The following is a 16660-nucleotide window of genomic DNA, read 5'->3' on the forward strand; positions in this document are numbered from 1 at the left end:
ATGGCAGGTGAGCTCGTCACCGGGCCCGGCCTGATCCAGTGGGGCAGCCTCGTCCTCGGCCGGCGGCAGGCCACCGGCACGGTCACCCCGTACCGGTGGCGCTCCCTCACCGGGTGGGAGGAGACCCCGACGCTGGACTCCGGCACGGTCAACCGGTCCCAGCAGCACGGCGCGTGGCCCGGTCAGCTCCTGGCCCAGCCTCGCACGGTCACGGTTGAGGGGCTGATGGTGCGGACGGCCGGCGGGAGCATCGGCGCCGCCGTCCGCACCCTGTCGGCGGCCTGCACCATCGCGCAGGACGAACAGCCCCTGGTCATCTGGCTGGACGACCGCGGGCCGTTGCTGCTGTACGCACGCCTGCTGCGGCGGCATCTGCCGGTCGATCCTTCGTGGCAACTGGGATGGGCGGCCGGCGGCGCTCTGCAGTGGCAGGCCACCGACCCGCGCCGCTACCAGCTCACCGAGCAGACCGCGGCGACCGCCCTGCCCGCGCCGGAGTCCGGTCTGGACTGGGGCAGCCCGGAGACTGGCCTCGCCTGGGGCAGCCCGGAGACGGGTCTGGTGTGGGGCACCCCGGGCAGCACCGGCGACATCGCGGCCACCAACAGTGGCGACGCCGAGGTCCACCCGGTCATCGAGATCCGGGGCCCGGTCGTGACGCCGAGCGTGGCCATGGCCGGCGGCTCCGGCCTGGTCCTGGAGTACGACATCACGCTCGGCGCGACCGACGTCCTGGTCGTCGACACATGGGCCGGGACCGTGACCCTCGGCGGCCAGTCCCGTATCGGCACCGCCACCCTCCGCAGCGCGCCCGAGGGCGCGTTCACGCTGCCGCCCGGGGCCACCACAACCCTCTCGTTCCGCGCTGCCCCGGGCAGCGTCGACCCCGCGGCCAGCGCCACCGTGCGCTGGCGCTCCGCCTACTGGTGACCAGGAGGACCCTGTGACCGTACGCTCCGCCTGGCTCCTCAACCCCGGCCAGAGCCGCGCCGATACCCGCCTCGCCCCGCTCGGGGTGATGACGCCGACCGGCTCCACCACCACCCGCGCGGGCGTGATCCCGGGCGGCACGCCGCTGCTGCTGACCGGCACCGGCATGACCGGCACCATCGCGGTGGGCCGGGCCGTGGTGCAGGGCACAACCACCCAGGGCGCCTACCCGGTCGCCGTCACCGTCGCCGAGAACATCACCGTCGCCAACGGCCACGCCAGCCTCCCGAGGATCGACAGCGTGTTCCTCGTGGCGTATGACCAGCTGTACGACACCAGCGGGCAGACCCTGGCCGCGATCACGTACACCCAGGGCACCGCCAACGCCTCGCCGACCGCCCCGACCGCCCCGGCGACCGGCACCGCCTACCTCAAACTCTGGGACATCGCAGTTCCCGCGGGAGCAAGCGCTGGCAGCCCGATCAACTGGGGCACCGCGCTCACGGACCGCAGGACCTACACGACGTCCCTGGGCAGCATCAGCCCCGACGGGACCACCGCCGGCGTGTACGCAGGCCAGTACCGGGACAACAGCGGGACGCTGGAGCGCTACTCCGGCTCCGCCTGGCAGACCATGGTCGGCGTCGGCGCGTGGACCGCCCAGACCCCGACGTGGGCGAGCCTGGGCGGCACCCAGCCCAGCCTCGGCAACGGGACGCTGGCCGCGCGGTGGACGCGGGCTGGCCGCACCGTCTACTGGCGTGGCCGGCTGGTCATGGGCAGCACCACAACCGGCGGCTCAGGCTTGTGGTTCATGTCGCTGCCCGTCGCACAAGCCGCCGACTTCACCGTCACCGGCTCGATGCTGTACGTCGCGAACGGGAACAACTACCTGGGCATCGTCTCGGCGAACCCCTCCGACGCCCAGGGCGCCGCGTTCGCGGTCAAAACCGGTGGGTCCTCGGAGGCCGGCGGCAACATGTCGGCGACGGTGCCTCTGAACATCGCCACCGGCTACACGATGTTGTGGAGCCTGGTCTACGAGGCTGCGTCCTGATGGCGGTCGGGTACGAGCTGCTGGTGTGTGACCTGCGGTCGGATCAGCTGATGGACCGGCTGCCGGTGCAGGGGGTGTCCGCGGAGGACTACATCGGCAAGACCGGCAGTCTCAGCGGCACCATCCCGGTGCCGGACCGGGCCATGGCCCGCCGGGTGCAGGACGCCCTGGTCCCGGGACGCACCGCGCTGTGGCTGGTCCGCGGGCAGACCGTACTGTGGTCCGGGATCCAGTGGACGGATGTACAGGTCAGCGTTGACCGCGGCTCTGCCACGGTGCAGGTCCAGGCGGCCGGCGCGGAGTCGTACTTCCGGGACCACCGGCAGATCGTGGACACCCTGACGGCGACCGCCGAGGACCAGCTGGACATCGTCCGCGACCTGATCAACTACGCGCAGGGCAAGACCGGCGGGCACATCGGAATCGAGGTCCCGTCGTCGCCGGTGTCCGGGGTGCTGCGGGACCGCACGTACCTCTCGTACGACCTCGCCTACGTCGGCCGCCGGATCGACGAACTCGCGGCCACACAGCAGGGATTCGAGTGGCGGATCAACTACTACCGCGACAGCGGCGGCGCCCGTCACCGGGTGCTGCAGCTCGGGTACCCCACCATCACCGTGGGCAGCACGGACACCGTGCTGAGCATGCCCGGCCAGATCCTCAGCTACAAGCTGAGCCGGGATGCGTCGGTGCAGGCGAACGCGTGGATCTCCCGCGGCGCCAGCGTCAACAGCAACTTGGCCGCGGCCTCGTACCCACTCATGAGCGCCCCGCTCACCACCCCCGCGGACTACGCGGCTGGCTGGCCCAGGCTGGACGGGTCCTCGGACTACTCCAGTGTCACGAGCCAGTCCGTCCTCGACCAGAACGCTTCGGCTGATCTGGCGCGGCAGGTGCGGCCCGTAGTCATCCCGCAGGTGACGATCCGGCCCGGCCCTGAAGGCCTCCCGCCACTCGGCTCGTCCCTGCGGCTGCGGATCCGCGACGTCTGGAACCCGGCCGGGCTGACTGCCCGCTACCGGCTCGTCGGCTGGCGCCTGCAGCCCGAGGAGCGCGGCCGCGGCGAGACCGCCGATCTCTACCTGGAGGTGATCTGACGTGCCCGAGGTGCCCTACGACCTGCTCGACCGGATCCGCGACCTCGAACAGCAGGTCCGGGATCTGACCGGCCGCAGCCAGATCCGCCCGGCCATGAACCAGATCCAGGCGGGCAACGTCGTCATCGGCCAGGGCGGCACGCTCCGCGTCGACGACGTCGACGGCTCGCCGCTGTTCTACGTCGGCAAGCTGCCCGTGAACAACCCGGACGGCAGCGAACAGCGCGGCCTGGTGGTGTATCGCGACGACGGCACCCCGGCGATCCAGCTACGGCGGACCACCGCCATCGTCGGCAACCCGCAGGGCATCGTCATGACCGACGCCCACGGCACCACGCTGCTGGCCGAGGACGTGATCACGGGCGGCATCGCCTACCCCAACATCCCCTTGCTGGCGCCCGCGGACGTCGACGCCTCACGCTGGCCCCGGACGACGTCCGGCGCGTGGACGACCATCGCGACCTCGTTCAACATCAAGGTGCAGCCCTGGATGGGCGCGTACGTGCGTACTGCCGTTGACGGCGGGACGACAGGAGAGGTCCGCATCCTGGTCGACGGGACGCCGTGGGGGCCGACGGCTACGGCCGGCGGCCCGACGGCTCTGGAGTACTACGGGGCCACTCCAACCGGCATGACCGGCCTCATGCAGATCGATATCCAGGCCCAGCGTCTCAGCGGCGCGGGCTCCGTCTATGCCCAGTGCATGCAGCTCTTCGGACGGGGATCATGACCGCTACCTCTCTCGATCCGGCCCAGCCCTGGGGTGCCGAGATCAGCTACGACGGGCGGGCCGTTCTGGTGGCCGAGGGGCACACGGTCGCGATCCGCGTGTACGACGGTTCCCCGGAGGGCAGCCAGGCCCCGGGGCCGACGGGCCGGTATCCGACCGTGTACGTGTCGGCGGTGGTCGTGGAACGCGACGCCGCCACCGGCGTGGAGATCCGCGGACAGGGTGACGTGGAGATCCTTCCCGGGAACTCTCCGGCGGTGCCGGACCCGACGGCGATCCCGCGCGCGGTCGCGGCCGCTGCCGCCGACTTCAACCGGCGGGCCGCCGCCTACACCGCCCTGGCCGCGAAGTGGCCGCCGCCCACCCCCTGACCCCTCTTCCACTCGCCCCCGCGGCCGTTGGCCCGGGGGCTTCGTCATGCCCAGGAGGCATCGTGCAGCTCGTCACCCGGGCGGATCTCGGCTGGCCCGAGTCCGCCGCCGCAGCCCAGCCGACCGCGCTGGGAGTCAAAGTCCACTACGAGGGCACTCCGGTCAGCACCGACCTGCTGACCGACCACGACCGGTGCCTCCGCGAGTGGCAGAACATCCGTGCCAGCCACCTCTCGAACAAGGCCGAGGGGTACGTGGACGTGGCCTACAACTACGCAGCCTGCCCGCACGGCTTCCTGATGGAGGGCCGCGGCATCGGCCGCCGCACCGGCGCCAACGGCAACCAGACGCTGAACAGGAACCACTACGCGATCGTAGGCCTGGTCGGCGACTCCGGCCTGACCGAGCCCACCCCGGAGATGCTGAACGCGATACGCGACGGCATCGAGCTCCTCCAGGCCCACGGCGCCGGCCCGGAGATCCGGGGGCACCGCGACGGCTACGCCACCAGCTGCCCCGGCGGCCCGCTCTACGCCTGGGTGCAGGCGGGCGCCCCGCGCCCGGACGCTCCGGCTCAGCCCGACCCGGCCCCGGTGAAGCCGCCCGCGCCGGCGCCCGAGCCGGCCCGCTACCGGACGACGATCAACGGGCTGGAGTACGGGTACGGCGCGCACGGCGACCACGTCACCGCGGTGGGCGAGGCCCTCGTTGCGCGCGGCTTCGGCGGCCACTACCAGCAGGGGCCGGGCCCGGACTGGAGCGACGCCGACACGGCCAACTACCAGGAGTTCCAGCGCAGCCTCGGCTACTCGGGCAGCGACGCCGACGGCGTGCCCGGAGAGGCCAGCCTGCGGCAGCTCCTCGGCTACCTGCCGTCCGCGGTACCGGCGTTCCCGGGGCGCGAGTACTTCCGGCCGGGCGCCGTCAACGACTACGTCGAGCGGCTCGGCGAGCAGCTCGTCCGCCGCGGATTCGGCGGCCACTACCGGGTGGGCCCGTCCCGGGACTGGGGCGAGGCCGACCGACTGAACGTCGCCGCGTTCCAGCGCTCCCGGGCGGAGCTGGCCGGTGACGCCGACGGCTACCCGGGCCCGCTCACGTGGCGCCTCCTGTTCTCCTGACCCACCACCATCCCCTGATCGGAGACCCCGATGAACCGTTTCTTCCGCGACCTGTTGGAGCGGACCCTCGCCACGTACGCGGTGACGCTGCTCGGGCTGCTGACCGCGTCCGGTGTCGACCTGACCGACCTCGGCGCGCTCCAGGCGGCTGTGATCGCCGCGATCCCGGCTGGCCTGTCCGTCGTCAAGGGCGTGCTGGCCACCCTGGTCGGCGACCCGAACTCGGCGGCCCTGCTCGGCCGGAGCCGGGAGTGACTAGCCCGACCCCGGACGCGGGGATCGTCATCACTGCTGCTCAGATGTACGAGGAGGTCCGGCGGGTGGGCGATGGCCTGATCAGGCTGGAGGCCAAGCTGGATGCGCTGGGCGCCGCCGATCGGGACGTGGATGGCAGACTCGCGGACCACGAGGCACGTCTCCGCCGGCTGGAGGCCGGCCGGTGGCCGCTGCCAACGCTCGGCGCTCTGACCGGCCTGGCCGCGCTCGGCGTCGCCGTCGTCCCGCTCGTCTCCCGCTGACGCACCGCGCCCCCGCTCTCCTCCGGGAGGGCGGGGGCGCGTCGTCGCGTCCGGAGTCAGGCCGCCGCGGCCTCGCCGTCGAGCGTCTTCTTCGCGCGGTCCAGCGAGGCCTGCCAGGTCTGCGCGTGGGCTTGCGCGGCCTGGGCCTCGGGCCAGATCGGGTGGGCGCGCAGGGCCAGCGCCGCGGCCACATACTGCTCGCGTGCCGCATCGACGTCGCCGCCCTGCTCGCGGGCCTGGATCATCGCCCGGTCCGCCTCCAGCGCCGCGACGTGGAGGGGCAGCAGGTCATCAGGCAGAGGCAGCGGCTTGGGCATGCAGCCAGCCTACGGGAGTCCACCGACAGGACGCCCCCACCCCGCTAGGCTGCGGCCATGATCAAGGCTGTCGTGTTCGATGTTGGGGAGTGCCTGGTCGATGAGACCAGGGAGTACGGCACGTGGGCGGACTGGCTGGGAGTGCCGCGGCACACGTTCGTCGCGCAGTTCGGGGCGGTGATCGCGCAGGGCCGGGACTACCGGGAGACGTTCCAGGTGTTCCGGCCCGGCTTCGACCTGTACGAGGAGCGCGAGAAGCGGGCCGCTGCCGGTCGACCGGAGTCCTTCGGCGAGCGGGACCTCTACCCGGATGTCCGGCCCGCCTTCGCCCAGCTCCGCGCCGCCGGCCTGTGGCTGGCCATCGCAGGGAACCAGACCGTCCGTGCCGGCGGCATCCTCCGCGAGCTGTTCACCGCCGACGTGGACCTGATCGGCACCTCGGACGACTGGGGTGCCAGCAAGCCGGACCCGCTGTTCTTCGAGCGGGTCGCCGAGGTGACGCCGGCCGCGGCCGACGAGATCCTCTACGTTGGCGACCGGCTCGACAACGACGTGCTACCCGCCCGGGCCGCGGGGATGCAGACCGCGCTGATCCGGCGCGGCCCGTGGGGCTGGATTCAGCAGCACGACTCCGCGGCCGAGCAGGCCACATTCCGCATCGACTCCCTCGCGGAGCTGCCGGAGCTGATCGCGAAGGCTAACGCTGCAACGAACTGAGCGTCGCCGACCAGGAGTAGAGGCGGTCGTCCACGCGCCGGACGGCCGCCGACCCCTCCCATGGAGTGAGCGCGCGGCGGGCCTCGCGCACGCGGTCCATGCCCGTGGCGTACCAGGTGATGGCGAGCTGATCGAGCGCCTGCTCCAGGATGGCGCATGCCTCTTCGGGACGCCGGGCAGCGGCCTCAACGGAGGCCAGGTCTCCGAGGACGACAATGCGTTGCTTCCCGTCGGCGTCCGGTAGCTCGGTGAGCGTCTGCTCCAGAGTGGTTCGGGCTTGCGGGATGAGCCCTGCCAACAGCTCGGTGTTGCCACGGAAGGCGTGCAGGCGAACTGGCGAGAACCAGGTGAACCAGTCCGGGCTGGTGGTGTCGCCGCCTGCGGCAAGCAGATCCTCCGCCCGCCGCAGCAAGGCGAGCGCGCCGCGGTGGTCGCCGCATCGGGTGAAGCACTCGGCCTCGACAGCGTCCAGCCACGCGAGCACCTCGGCGGACGCGGGCGCGCGGCGGGCGTAGGTGCGGGCGGCCTGCATTCGCTCGCGTGCGTCGCCGAGTCGGCTTGCCCAGCCAGGGACGAATGCTGAGTGGGCGAGAATGGCCGCGCCGAGCAGACTGTCGTCGGCCTCCCCGGCGGCCTGGAGCGCGCGGACGAGCGTGGCATCGGCGGCGTCGGGCTGGCGGAGGTCGAAGAACTCGATCCGGCCGACGAGCAGCAAGCTTTCGGCAAGGGCTGAGGCGAGGATCTGGCGGGCGACACCGGAGGTCTCGCCGAGGAGTGCCGTGCCCAGGCTTGCGTGTTCGCTCACGGCCCGGTGCAGAACCGCCGGGGCAACGGACAGGTAGAGGCGCCGATGGGCTTCGGTCACTATGGCGTAGTCGGCTCCGATGGTTCCGGGTTGGACCCCGCTGCGGCCGGGGGGTCGGGGTAGCGCAGCGCGAAGAACGGGGGGTCTGGGCTTCGCGGGGACGGTGGATGCTGTCGGTTGACCTGGGTCCGGGGCTTCCTCCCACGGCGGCTGGAATCCAAGCTCCTCGATCGGCCGGCGGAGGACGTGGACGATGAGCTTCTGGGAGTCTTCCTGAGGCCACGGTGGGTCGTTGGATTCCCAGCGGGTGACTTGGCGGCCGCTCACGGCGATGCCCGCCATCCCGAGCTGTGCGGCAGCCTGGGCGAGGGCGGCGGCGAATGCCTTCTGGCTGCTGTAGCCGGCCTTGAGCCGGGCCGCCTTCAGCGCGGTGTTGGGCACGGTGTCCTCCGCGGGGCCGATGGTGGCTCAACACTACGGGGAGGTGGCCTCTTAGAGGACTGCTCGGGCATGCAACCGAGTGCTAAGTCCTGAAAGCGTCTCCAAAGAGTCCCCGGCGAGGCCTTCAGGACGTCCACATTGAGGACGACGATTACCTCTGTCGCCGATCGGCGTCATCAGACTACAGACAGTGGGGGTGCGCCATGCCTGAGGCGGCGCCGCCGACCCGCGCCCAGCTGCACGAGCAGGCATGCATCCACTGCGGCCGCGCCGATGCCGAGCTGGTCCCGGCTGGCCACCACCCGATGCAGACCCAGCACGGTCACGCGCCGCTTGGCTGGGCCGTCGTCGCGTGCGCACCCTGCCGATCCACCGAAGACCCCGAGGAGACCGCGTGACCATCGAGGACGGCGACCTGACAGTCGCGGTCGACGGGCTGTTGGACCCGACCACTCAGCCGATCGAGCGGGCCATCACGACGCTGTGGCAGACCCTGCAGGGACTGGACATCGGCGACTACCAGCGACAGGCCATGTATCGACTGCTCGGCGGCGGTGACACGCTGTCGATCGAGAGGCTGCTCGACGGCGAGGGCAGGATCGACTGGCCGCTCCACCTCGCGAGCGGCGGCACGGTGACCGTGCGGGTATGGCGGGGCGACGGGCTCACCACCCCCGAGCGCGTGGCAGCCCGGTACGTACCTGAGCAGCAAGCAGCCGAGGGCCGCGCCCCTGGGCTGTGGGCCGTGCGGGACAGGATCCTCGGGGGGATGATCCGGGACGACGAGGGGCACCTGCGCCGGTTCGCGGTGGAGGCCAGCGCGCGGGCCTGGATCAGCAGTCAGGTTGCGCTCGCCGGGTACCGCGGCTACCGGCAGGGCGGCGCCGAGTGAGCGCCGCCAGCGACTACTACGAGATCGGCAAGATGCCGAAGCCGTATCCGCGGTGCAAGCGGTGCGCCGATCTGGTCCAGGTCCACGAGAGCGCGAATGAGGTCTTCAACTACTCGGCAGCCGTTGACGCGCGTGTACGGATGCGGTGGCACCAGCACGATCACAGCCGCACCCGGTGAGCGGCGACGACCAGGCGGCGTACCGCGCCGCGGACGAGCGTCGCCGACGCGGTCTGCCGGACTCGCGCGGGCTCACGGCTGGCTTCGCCGTGTCGGTCGCCGGCCTGGTGGTGCTGGCGGCCCTGCTGCTGGCGGCCGCGGGTCGCTGACTCCCTGGCCAACCGTGCGGCGGCGCGGCTGGCCAGGGCTACCTCAGGCGGATCCGCCACCGGTCCGTGGGCAGCACCATGTCAGCGGTCTCGACCGGCCGGCCGGTGCTGCTGTACCGGGTGCGCTGGATCAGCCAGGCTGGCACGCCGTGGGGCAGGCCGAGCTGGTCTCCCTCTGCTGCTGTGAGGTGGTGGAGTTGGGCCTCTGCGCTGCTCTGGTGCCAGGTGCGGGCCCGCTCTCCTACCCACCAGGTGGTGACGAGGTGGCTGGGGCGGGAGTCGGGGTCGAGGCATTCGTCTCGGCGCCAGCGCAGGCGGGTACCGACCGGGACGCGTAGACGGGCGGCGAGGTCGGCGTCGGCTCGGCTGCTGCCCATGGCTCCGTCGCCGGTGGGGTACGGCCAGTCCCTGTCCGGGTCGAGGAGGGTGCGCACAGCAGGAGGATGCGCCACCCAGAGCCTGGTTCGCTGGGTTCCTTCGAGTTCTCCGCGGCGCCGTAAGAGTGTCATGGCGAGGCGCACGGCTGCGTCCGTCTCACCAAGTTCGGCGGCGAGCTTGGCGCGGGACGGGAGTTGGCGGCCGGGGGGCCATTCGCCGCTGGCGATCCTGCGGCGGATCTCTGCGGCGACGCGCTGGTATGGCGGCGCGACCCGAGGCATGCACGTCCCTGTACGTCGTCACGGTGGCCGGTAGGTGGCTGTGACCAAACCGTAGGGGGACGTTCGAATCCTTGGGCGCCCAAGATCTTGCGCAGGTCAGAGGCTCGGACCAAGCTGTTAGTACAAAGCTGAACGGGTTGAACGATCAAAGGGACTAGTGTTCGAATACCCCGGCCAGCTGTACGCCTACACCCCATGCACGCCTCGGGAGCTCCCTGCATCCGAGGCCTGAAGCGCGCCGAGGTGGCCCACGACCACCCCTCTACCTCGGCGTGAGCGCCCCCGGCCGTCCGATCCGGCCGGGGGCGCTTCTACGCCCACCCCATCTCCGACCTGCGAGAATGCCATGATCGTTTGGGGGGAATTTAGGGGGCGGCTCCCCCTGGCGAGACATCAAACAGACTCAGATGTCGTACAGGAAGCCTACATATACGACTGCGGCCCCGTCCGGGACATCCGTCCTGACCTGGGCCGCAGCCTGCGTTTCACCTGTTCACGGGGTGGGCGCGGACGGTTTCGAACCGCCGACATCTGCTTTGTAAGAGCAGCGCTCTACCACTGAGCTACGCGCCCCCGGCGTGGCCCTGGAGGGGGCGACGACGACTGCCTAGGGTACCTGGTCCGGACGGTGGTCCGGTGCACGTGGTCGGTGAGTGGGACGGGTGGGGTGCCGGTGGGGTGGGGTGATCGGGAAGAATGGGCGGAGGATCAGCGGTCGGAGCAGGGAGCGCGCAGTGAGGGTGGCCGGCGGGAGCAGGCGGGGGCGGCGGCCGGGGAGTGCGGTGGCCGAGGCGCTGGTGCTGCCGATGGCGGTCGCGGGTGCGCTGGCGACGGCCGGGGCGGCGTCGTTCGGCAGTGCCAGCGGCGGGCGCGGCGGCTGGTGGGGGCGGCGCAGCGGCGAGGGGATGCGGGCCGAGGCCATGGCAGCCCGGGACGCGGCGCAGCAGGCGTTCTACGAGCTGGACTCGACCCAGCGCGAGGTGCGGCTGGCCGTGGAGACGGTGCGCGCGGCCGCGGACGGGGCGACGGCCCAGCGGGCGGCGGCGGACTTCGAGGCGATCTCCGGCCGGGTCGACCAGGTGACGGTGAACTACCTCGCGGCGCTGGACGCGCACGATCTGGACGCGGCGGAGCTGGAGTCCGGGGCGGCGGCGCGGGCGCGGCACCAGCTGGCGGACGTGAAGGGGCAGCTCGGTTCGGCGCAGGCGGAGCTGAACGGGTTCCTGGAGCGGCTGCAGCCGGTGCTGCAGCACGCGGAGTCGCAGCTGATGCGGGTGACGCCGGCGGTGGAGCAGGCGAAGCGGTCGTTGCTGGCGGCGACCACCGCGCTGGAGGCGGTGCGCGGGGCGGGGCTGAAGGCGGACGACCTGGCGGGCCGGCTGGCCGAGCTGGCGCCGGAGCTGGGCCGGCTGAACGAGGGCGCTGCCAGGCACGGTGTGGCGGCGACGCTGCAGCGGGCCGAGCGGGTGACCGAGCGGGCGGACGCGATCACCGCCGACGCGGAGCACCTGCCGGAGCGGGCCCGGGAGATCGACCGTCGGGTGGCCAGCCTGCGGACCCGGATCCAGGCGCTGGAGACGAAGGCCGCCACGGTGGAGCCCGCGCTGAGCGAGCTGCGGCGGCGGTTCTCCACGGCGTGCTGGCAGGACCTCCAGCGGGTGCCGGACCAGGTCGCGGAGACCGGGCGGGCGGCGGAGCAGAAGCTCACGGAGGCGGCGCGGGCGCGCGACGAGCAGCGCTGGGCGGACGCGACGGGCGCGATCGGCACGGTGCGCGCCCTGCTCGACACCGCGGACGGCTCGGTGGTCGCGGTGAACGAGCGGCTGCGGCAGCTGAACGAGGTGCAGCACGACCCGAACCGGGAGGTCGAGCGGGCCAGGTTCGCCCTGCGCGACGCGCAGCGGCTGGCGATGGCGGGACGGCAGGCGCCGGACCCGCGGCACGCCGCTCCGCTGGACGCGGCGGTCGGCCGGCTGGACCGGGCGGTCGCGGAGCTGGAGGCTGCCGGCCGGCACCCGGACTACTGGCACTTCCTCACCGAGCTGGCGGGGGTGCGGGAGACCGCGGCGCAGGTGGTGGGGATGATCCGCGGGGACATCGGCGGCCACCGGTAGGACGGACCGGGGAGGCGCTGGGCGGAAGGCGGAGTGAGCGGGGCGGAGGGGGCGGAAGGCCACCTGCCGAGAAGGGTTACCCACGAGTAACTTCGTCGGCTAGAGTCGCGCCATGGCTCGTAAGCGCAACATCCCCGCCCGCACGTTCCGGCGCGGCATCAACTTCTGGCCGCCGTTCCTCTTCGCCGGGATCAAGGTGCTGGGCGTCTCGGACGACTACCGCCGGGCGAAGGTCCGGCTCCGGCTCGGGCGGCTGAACCGCAACTGGGTGGGCACGCACTTCGGCGGCTCGATCTTCGCGATGACCGACCCGTTCTGGATGCTGCTGGTGATGCAGAACCTCGGCCGCGACTACGTCGTCTGGGACGCGGCCGCCGAGATCAGCTTCGTCTCGCCCGGGCGCGGCGACATCTTCGCCGAGTTCGTGCTCACCGAGGACCGCCTGGCCGAGATCCGCGAGCTCACGCAGGAGGGCAAGAAGGCCCTGGTCTGGTTCGACACCGAGGTGCTGGCGGCGGACGGCTCGGTGGTGGCCCGGGTCCGCAAGCAGTTGTACGTCCGGGAGAAGCGCCGCACTCCCTGAGGCTGGGTACCCTGCCGGTATGCCACGTTACGACTTCCGCTGCCGCTCCTGCGGGGCCACCTTCGAACTCCGCCGCACGATGGCCCAGGCCAACGACCCGGCGGTCTGCCCGCAGGGGCACGAGGACACCGTGAAGCTGCTGTCGACCGTCGCCGTCACCGGCGCGGCCTCCGGCGGCGCCCCGCAGCAGGCCCCGTCCGGGGGCGGGGGCGGCTGCTGCGGGGGCGGCTGCTGCGGCTGAGCGGCCGGTCGCCCGGGTGGGGCGTCCCCGGCCCGGGACCGAGGACGCCCCACCCACGGACAGCCCCACCCACGGACAGCCCCACCGGACGCGCTATCCCGCCGCGACGGCGTCCACCACGTCGACTGCGCCCCGGACCCGCGCCAGGAACTGACGGACGATCTCCTCCCCCGCCGCCACGCCGACCTGGTCGAGCGCGGTGACGCCCGGTGCCGACCAGCCGCTGTCGGCCAGCTCGCCGTGCCCGGGACGCCAGGCGGCGTCGGCCGCGAGCAGCAGGTCCGCATCGAGCAGCGAGTCGCCCGCCGCCAGCACGGTGGCGCCGCCGACCCGCCGCTCGACCTCGGCCAGCGCGGCGCTCTTGCTGAGCGGCGCCGGCACGGCGTAGACCTTGCGGCCCTGGAGCGAGACGTTCCAGCCGCGCTCGGCGCACCAGCCGGTCAGCTCCTCCAGCCAGCCGGCCGGCAACCCGGCCCGCTCCACGACCAGGTAGGCGAAGAGGTCGTCGGCCACCCGCCGCTTGTGCGTCCACTCCGGGTCGGCGCAGAGCGCCAGGTGCTCGACCACCTCGGCCAGCGGCACCGAGGCCGCGGCCAGCCGGCCGGCCACCTCCGCCTGCCAGTCCTCGTCCGGCACACCGTCGACCAGCAGGCGTCCGCCGTTGCTGCAGATCGCGTACGCGGGGACCCAACCGGGGGTCGGGCCGGGGAGGTTGACGCGTTCGTACTGCGTCCTGGTCCGGGTGGTGGCCGGCACGAGGAGGGCCTCGCGGGCGAGCTCGACCAGCATGGCGGCGGCCTGCTCGGTCATGAACGACAGCGCCTTGCCGTCGTGCACCTCGACCGAGAGCAGGCGCGGCGCGAGCCGGTCGGGCACGTCGAGCGCGAGGGCGCGGTTGGAGTAGATCAGCGTGCGGTCGAGGTCGCTCGCGACCAGGAAGCTGCCGGTGCTGCTCATCGGGTTCAGGACTCCTTCAGGAGGACGGCCGTGCCGGAGGCGCCGGTCGCTCCGCGGCTGTAGCGGGGGTGGATCAGTCCGACGCACGAGTACGGCAGGTCGTCCACCTCCTCGACGGGGACGCCGCGCTGAGCGGCGAGCAGGCGGACGTGGTCGAGGTCGGCGCCGGCGCCGCGCCGGGCCAGCACCCGCCAGGGGACGCGGCGCAGCATGACGCGGGTGGTCTCGCCGACACCGGGCTTGACCAGGTTGATGTTGTCGATGCCGTACTCCGCGCTGATCCGCTCGACGGCCGCCCAGCCGGCCCAGTCGGGGGCGCGGTCGGCGGTGGCCAGCTGCTCGGCCGCCGCCACGGCCTCCTCGCGGACGGCGGCGAAGTGGTCGGAGACGGTGTCCAGGAAGGCTTCGGAGACGTCGGCGCCGGCCAGGTCGGCGTAGTGCTTGGCGCCGTGGAAGTCGTCCGGGCCGATCAGGTCGGCGCGCAGGACGGTGCGCGAAACGAGTCCGGAGACGGTGGAGTTGAGGCAGGCGGAGGGGATCAGGAAGTCGTCGCGGGTGCCGTAGGTACGGACGCAGCGACCGGGGTCGGCGAGGACGGCGAGTTCGGGGTTGAAGGCGGTGCCGGCGACGGCGTCGGCGAGCTCGCGGGTGATCGCGCCCTTGCCGGTCCAGCCGTCGACGAAGACCACGTCGGGGGCGTGGTGGTGGGCGGCCAGGTAGCGCAGCGCGACGGGGTCGATGCCGCGGCCGCGGATGATCGAGACGGCGTAGTGCGGGGTGTCCAGGCCGTGCGCGAAAGCGAGCCAGCGGCGGATCAGGATGCCCACCGGCGTTCCGGCCCGGGCCAGCGAGGCGAGGACCAGACCGCGGCCGCGCTCGCGCACCAGTGTCTCGGCGACGGTGCCGACCGCGGCGGCGATCCGGCGGGCGGAGACCCGCAGGGCCTGGTGGAACAGCTCCTGGTACTCCGGGCTGGGCTGGTACTCGACCGGCAGGGACTCCGCGTAGTGGGCACCGCCGCTCTGGACGGCCTCCTCGCGCTCCTCGGTCGGGGCCTCCAGGGCGACGTCGGAGAGGTCCTTGAGCAGCCAGGCCACCTCGTCGGCCCGGTAGGAGGAGAAGTCGGGGCCGTACAGGGGGCCGGGCAGGAGCACCGGCCGCGGCGGGCGGTGCTCCTGCGGCGGGCGCACCGGCCGCGGCGGGCTCGCCAGCTGCGGCGGGCGCACCGGGCGGTGCGAGGGCAGCACGGCGAGGACCACCCGGTCGGTGACCTGTCGCAGCTGGTTCAGCAGGGCCCGCTCGCCCTCGTGCAGGGCCGGGGTGTCGGCGACGTCGTCGACCACCAGCACGACGGTCCCGAAGCGGCGGTCCGGGTCGGCGCCGGGCGCGACGTTGTAGACGAAGCGCTCGCGCGGGGAGTCGTCGGCCGGGTCGTCGTGGGCGGGGAAGGCGAGCCGGGTGCGGATGGCGTAGCCCGGGTCGTCCACGGCGAGGACGGGCGAGCGGGTGGTGGTGGAGTAGCGGACCCGCTCCTCGCCGTGCGGGAGCCGCTCGGCGAGGGCGCCGGCCAGGCGCAGCGGGGCGTACATCAGCTCCTCGAAACCGAGGACGAGCACCCGGCCGGCGGCCCGGCCCTCGGCCCGGTCGGCCGCACCGGCGCCGCCGGCCCCCGCCGCGCCACCGCCGACCCCGGCAGCACCCGCAGCCCCCGCAGCACCCACATCGGCGGCAGCGCCCACCGACTCCACCGCCGCCGCCAGCCGGTCGGCCAACTGCGGCAGCACGGCGTCCAGTTGCTCGCGGTGCGCGGCGGTGAAGCCGTGCCGGCCGCCGTCCGGCAGGTCCTCCGGCCAGTCCAGCTGGACCCGGACCAGCGGGGCCGGCGCGGTGGCGGGCGGCTCCGGCGCCGGGCCGACCTCGGCGATCAGGCGCTCGGCACGGTCCAGGATGTCGGCCGGCAGCTCGACGCGGCCGCCGGCGGCGGCCACCAGGTCGAGCCGGGTTCCGAGTTCGGCGGCGGTGTCGGCCAGCCGGGCGCGGTCCGCCTCGCCACGCAGGTCGACCAGGGCCACCACGACGTAGTGGTCGCGCGGGTGGAGGCGGTGCAGCTCGCGGATGGTGTTGAGCACGGTGTTGCCGGTGGAGAACTCGTCGTCCACCAGGACCAGCGGGCCCTCGCCGGCCAGCAGTTCGGGATCCGCGGGCAGCAGCAGGTGGGAGGTGGCGTGCGAGTGCTCCTCCTCGAAGCCGCCGACCGGGGCCATGCCGGCCACCGGGCGGCGGGTGGAGTGCAGGTACGGGGCGCCCAGGCCGTCCGCGACGCTGTGGCCGAGCCCGGTCGCGGTCTCCGCGTAGCCGAGCACGACGGCGCGCGCGGCCGCTGCCTCGCCGAGCAGTTCGCGCACCCGGCGGCCGAGGTCGAGGCCGGCGCCGTGCACCACGGACGGGCGCTGCGGGACGTGCTTGCCGAGCACGGTGGAGACCAGCAGGTGCGCGCGCTTGCGGTTCTCGCGCAGGGCCAGCCCGACCAGTTCGGGGAGGCGGTCCGATCCGGTCAGGGCGACTCCGGCACGGTCGGCCACCCAGCGGCCGGTCCACTCTTGCTGTGCTGTCACTACTGGTCCTGCCTTCGATGGTGCGAGTCGTGCGGGGTCGCGCGGGGTCCTGCGGGGGTCGTGCGGGGTCGTGCGGGCCTCGTGGTCCTTCGGGCCCGCAGCTCCCGTACCGGGAGTGGTGCGGGGTGGTACGGGGCGGTACGGAGTGGTACGGGGTCGAACCAGGG

19 protein-coding genes, 1 tRNA gene and 1 pseudogene are annotated in these 16660 nt (G+C 73.0%); 14 read left to right on the forward strand and 7 right to left on the reverse strand.

Going from position 1 to position 16660, the window contains the following annotated elements; all coding sequences use genetic code 11:
• The 8 genes from RMN57_RS13280 to RMN57_RS13315 all read left to right on the forward strand — a co-directional run bounded on the left by RMN57_RS13280 (window position 1) and on the right by RMN57_RS13315 (window position 5824).
• Window positions 1-930: a hypothetical protein gene (locus RMN57_RS13280; protein WP_313763618.1), complete on the forward strand. Its 930-nt coding sequence runs from the start codon at window positions 1-3 to the stop codon at window positions 928-930.
• 13 nt (window positions 931-943) lie between these two features.
• Window positions 944-1987, forward strand: coding sequence for a hypothetical protein (locus tag RMN57_RS13285; RefSeq protein WP_313763619.1), 1044 nt, complete (start codon window positions 944-946; stop codon window positions 1985-1987).
• Window positions 1987-3084 carry a hypothetical protein gene (locus tag RMN57_RS13290; protein ID WP_313763620.1) on the forward strand — a complete coding sequence of 366 codons (1098 nt, stop codon included), beginning with the start codon at window positions 1987-1989 and terminating at the stop codon, window positions 3082-3084. Before RMN57_RS13285 ends, RMN57_RS13290 begins: the two co-directional genes overlap by 1 nt.
• A 1-nt stretch (window position 3085) precedes the next feature.
• On the forward strand, window positions 3086-3814 hold the full coding sequence (locus tag RMN57_RS13295) for a hypothetical protein (RefSeq protein ID WP_313763621.1): 729 nt from the start codon (window positions 3086-3088) through the stop codon (window positions 3812-3814).
• Window positions 3811-4185 (forward strand): ATP-binding protein, encoded by a 375-nt coding sequence (locus tag RMN57_RS13300; protein WP_313763622.1) that lies wholly within the window; start codon window positions 3811-3813, stop codon window positions 4183-4185. Before RMN57_RS13295 ends, RMN57_RS13300 begins: the two co-directional genes overlap by 4 nt.
• A 62-nt stretch (window positions 4186-4247) precedes the next feature.
• Complete coding sequence (locus RMN57_RS13305) at window positions 4248-5306, forward strand: peptidoglycan-binding protein (RefSeq protein ID WP_313763623.1); 1059 nt, start codon at window positions 4248-4250, stop codon at window positions 5304-5306.
• Between the two features lie 30 nt (window positions 5307-5336).
• The gene (locus tag RMN57_RS13310; RefSeq protein ID WP_313763624.1) at window positions 5337-5561 is read left to right on the forward strand and encodes a holin; all 225 of its coding nucleotides are present in this window, start codon (window positions 5337-5339) and stop codon (window positions 5559-5561) included.
• Window positions 5558-5824 (forward strand): hypothetical protein, encoded by a 267-nt coding sequence (locus RMN57_RS13315; RefSeq protein ID WP_313763625.1) that lies wholly within the window; start codon window positions 5558-5560, stop codon window positions 5822-5824. Before RMN57_RS13310 ends, RMN57_RS13315 begins: the two co-directional genes overlap by 4 nt.
• Window positions 5825-5880: 56 nt before the next feature.
• On the opposite strand, the gene RMN57_RS13320 is transcribed toward RMN57_RS13315, so the two are convergent.
• Window positions 5881-6141, reverse strand: a complete 261-nt coding sequence (locus tag RMN57_RS13320; protein ID WP_313763626.1) for a hypothetical protein — start codon at window positions 6139-6141, stop codon at window positions 5881-5883.
• 57 nt (window positions 6142-6198) lie between these two features.
• Between RMN57_RS13320 and RMN57_RS13325 the strand changes: the two genes are divergently transcribed.
• Window positions 6199-6858: an HAD family hydrolase gene (locus RMN57_RS13325; protein WP_313763627.1), complete on the forward strand. Its 660-nt coding sequence runs from the start codon at window positions 6199-6201 to the stop codon at window positions 6856-6858.
• Here the strand turns inward: RMN57_RS13325 and RMN57_RS13330 are convergent.
• Entirely contained in the window at window positions 6839-8104 is a 1266-nt protein-coding gene (locus RMN57_RS13330; RefSeq protein WP_313763628.1) for a transcriptional regulator, read from the reverse strand. The genes RMN57_RS13325 and RMN57_RS13330 overlap by 20 nt on opposite strands.
• Before the next feature lie 394 nt (window positions 8105-8498).
• Between RMN57_RS13330 and RMN57_RS13335 the strand changes: the two genes are divergently transcribed.
• Window positions 8499-8996, forward strand: a complete 498-nt coding sequence (locus RMN57_RS13335) for a hypothetical protein (RefSeq protein ID WP_313763629.1) — start codon at window positions 8499-8501, stop codon at window positions 8994-8996.
• A gap of 175 nt (window positions 8997-9171) precedes the next feature.
• Window positions 9172-9324 (forward strand): hypothetical protein, encoded by a 153-nt coding sequence (locus RMN57_RS13340; protein ID WP_313763630.1) that lies wholly within the window; start codon window positions 9172-9174, stop codon window positions 9322-9324.
• A 38-nt stretch (window positions 9325-9362) separates the two neighbouring features.
• Here RMN57_RS13340 and RMN57_RS13345 read toward each other — a convergent pair whose 3' ends face one another.
• The 3 genes and pseudogenes from RMN57_RS13345 to RMN57_RS13350 all read right to left on the reverse strand — a co-directional run bounded on the left by RMN57_RS13345 (window position 9363) and on the right by RMN57_RS13350 (window position 10556).
• On the reverse strand, window positions 9363-9758 hold the full coding sequence (locus RMN57_RS13345) for a UTRA domain-containing protein (RefSeq protein WP_313763631.1): 396 nt from the start codon (window positions 9756-9758) through the stop codon (window positions 9363-9365).
• 42 nt (window positions 9759-9800) lie between these two features.
• Window positions 9801-9983 (reverse strand): annotated as a pseudogene (locus RMN57_RS37060) (GntR family transcriptional regulator); the annotation flags it as partial.
• 501 nt (window positions 9984-10484) lie between these two features.
• Window positions 10485-10556, reverse strand: a tRNA-Val gene (locus tag RMN57_RS13350).
• Between the two features lie 209 nt (window positions 10557-10765).
• Here RMN57_RS13350 and RMN57_RS13355 point away from each other — a divergent pair.
• The 3 genes from RMN57_RS13355 (at window position 10766) to RMN57_RS13365 (ending at window position 12921) form a co-directional block, all read left to right on the forward strand.
• Window positions 10766-12097 (forward strand): hypothetical protein, encoded by a 1332-nt coding sequence (locus RMN57_RS13355; protein ID WP_380233846.1) that lies wholly within the window; start codon window positions 10766-10768, stop codon window positions 12095-12097.
• A gap of 112 nt (window positions 12098-12209) precedes the next feature.
• Window positions 12210-12680 (forward strand): DUF4442 domain-containing protein, encoded by a 471-nt coding sequence (locus tag RMN57_RS13360; protein ID WP_313763632.1) that lies wholly within the window; start codon window positions 12210-12212, stop codon window positions 12678-12680.
• A gap of 19 nt (window positions 12681-12699) precedes the next feature.
• Window positions 12700-12921 carry a zinc ribbon domain-containing protein gene (locus RMN57_RS13365; protein WP_313763633.1) on the forward strand — a complete coding sequence of 74 codons (222 nt, stop codon included), beginning with the start codon at window positions 12700-12702 and terminating at the stop codon, window positions 12919-12921.
• A gap of 93 nt (window positions 12922-13014) precedes the next feature.
• Here RMN57_RS13365 and RMN57_RS13370 read toward each other — a convergent pair whose 3' ends face one another.
• Complete coding sequence (locus RMN57_RS13370; protein ID WP_313763634.1) at window positions 13015-13878, reverse strand: HAD family hydrolase; 864 nt, start codon at window positions 13876-13878, stop codon at window positions 13015-13017.
• 5 nt (window positions 13879-13883) lie between these two features.
• Window positions 13884-16493, reverse strand: a complete 2610-nt coding sequence (locus RMN57_RS13375; RefSeq protein ID WP_313763635.1) for a phosphoribosyltransferase — start codon at window positions 16491-16493, stop codon at window positions 13884-13886.
• Between the last annotated feature and the right edge of the window lie 167 nt (window positions 16494-16660).

Origin of the sequence: Kitasatospora sp. CM 4170 (genome assembly GCF_032110285.1) — a bacterium.
In the GTDB taxonomy this organism is placed as follows: Bacteria; Actinomycetota; Actinomycetes; order Streptomycetales; family Streptomycetaceae; genus Kitasatospora; species Kitasatospora aburaviensis.

What these genes read in the sequence shown, in the direction of transcription:
- RMN57_RS13280 (WP_313763618.1), top strand. Translation starts at nt 1, where the DNA reads ATGGCAGGTGAGCTCGTCACCGGGCCCGGCCTGATCCAGTGGGGCAGC.
- RMN57_RS13290 (WP_313763620.1), top strand. Translation starts at nt 1,987, where the DNA reads ATGGCGGTCGGGTACGAGCTGCTGGTGTGTGACCTGCGGTCGGATCAG.
- RMN57_RS13300 (WP_313763622.1), top strand. Translation starts at nt 3,811, where the DNA reads ATGACCGCTACCTCTCTCGATCCGGCCCAGCCCTGGGGTGCCGAGATC.
- RMN57_RS13310 (WP_313763624.1), top strand. Translation starts at nt 5,337, where the DNA reads ATGAACCGTTTCTTCCGCGACCTGTTGGAGCGGACCCTCGCCACGTAC.
- RMN57_RS13320 (WP_313763626.1), bottom strand. Translation starts at nt 6,141, where the DNA reads ATGCCCAAGCCGCTGCCTCTGCCTGATGACCTGCTGCCCCTCCACGTC.
- RMN57_RS13325 (WP_313763627.1), top strand. Translation starts at nt 6,199, where the DNA reads ATGATCAAGGCTGTCGTGTTCGATGTTGGGGAGTGCCTGGTCGATGAG.
- RMN57_RS13360 (WP_313763632.1), top strand. Translation starts at nt 12,210, where the DNA reads ATGGCTCGTAAGCGCAACATCCCCGCCCGCACGTTCCGGCGCGGCATC.
- RMN57_RS13365 (WP_313763633.1), top strand. Translation starts at nt 12,700, where the DNA reads ATGCCACGTTACGACTTCCGCTGCCGCTCCTGCGGGGCCACCTTCGAA.
- RMN57_RS13370 (WP_313763634.1), bottom strand. Translation starts at nt 13,878, where the DNA reads ATGAGCAGCACCGGCAGCTTCCTGGTCGCGAGCGACCTCGACCGCACG.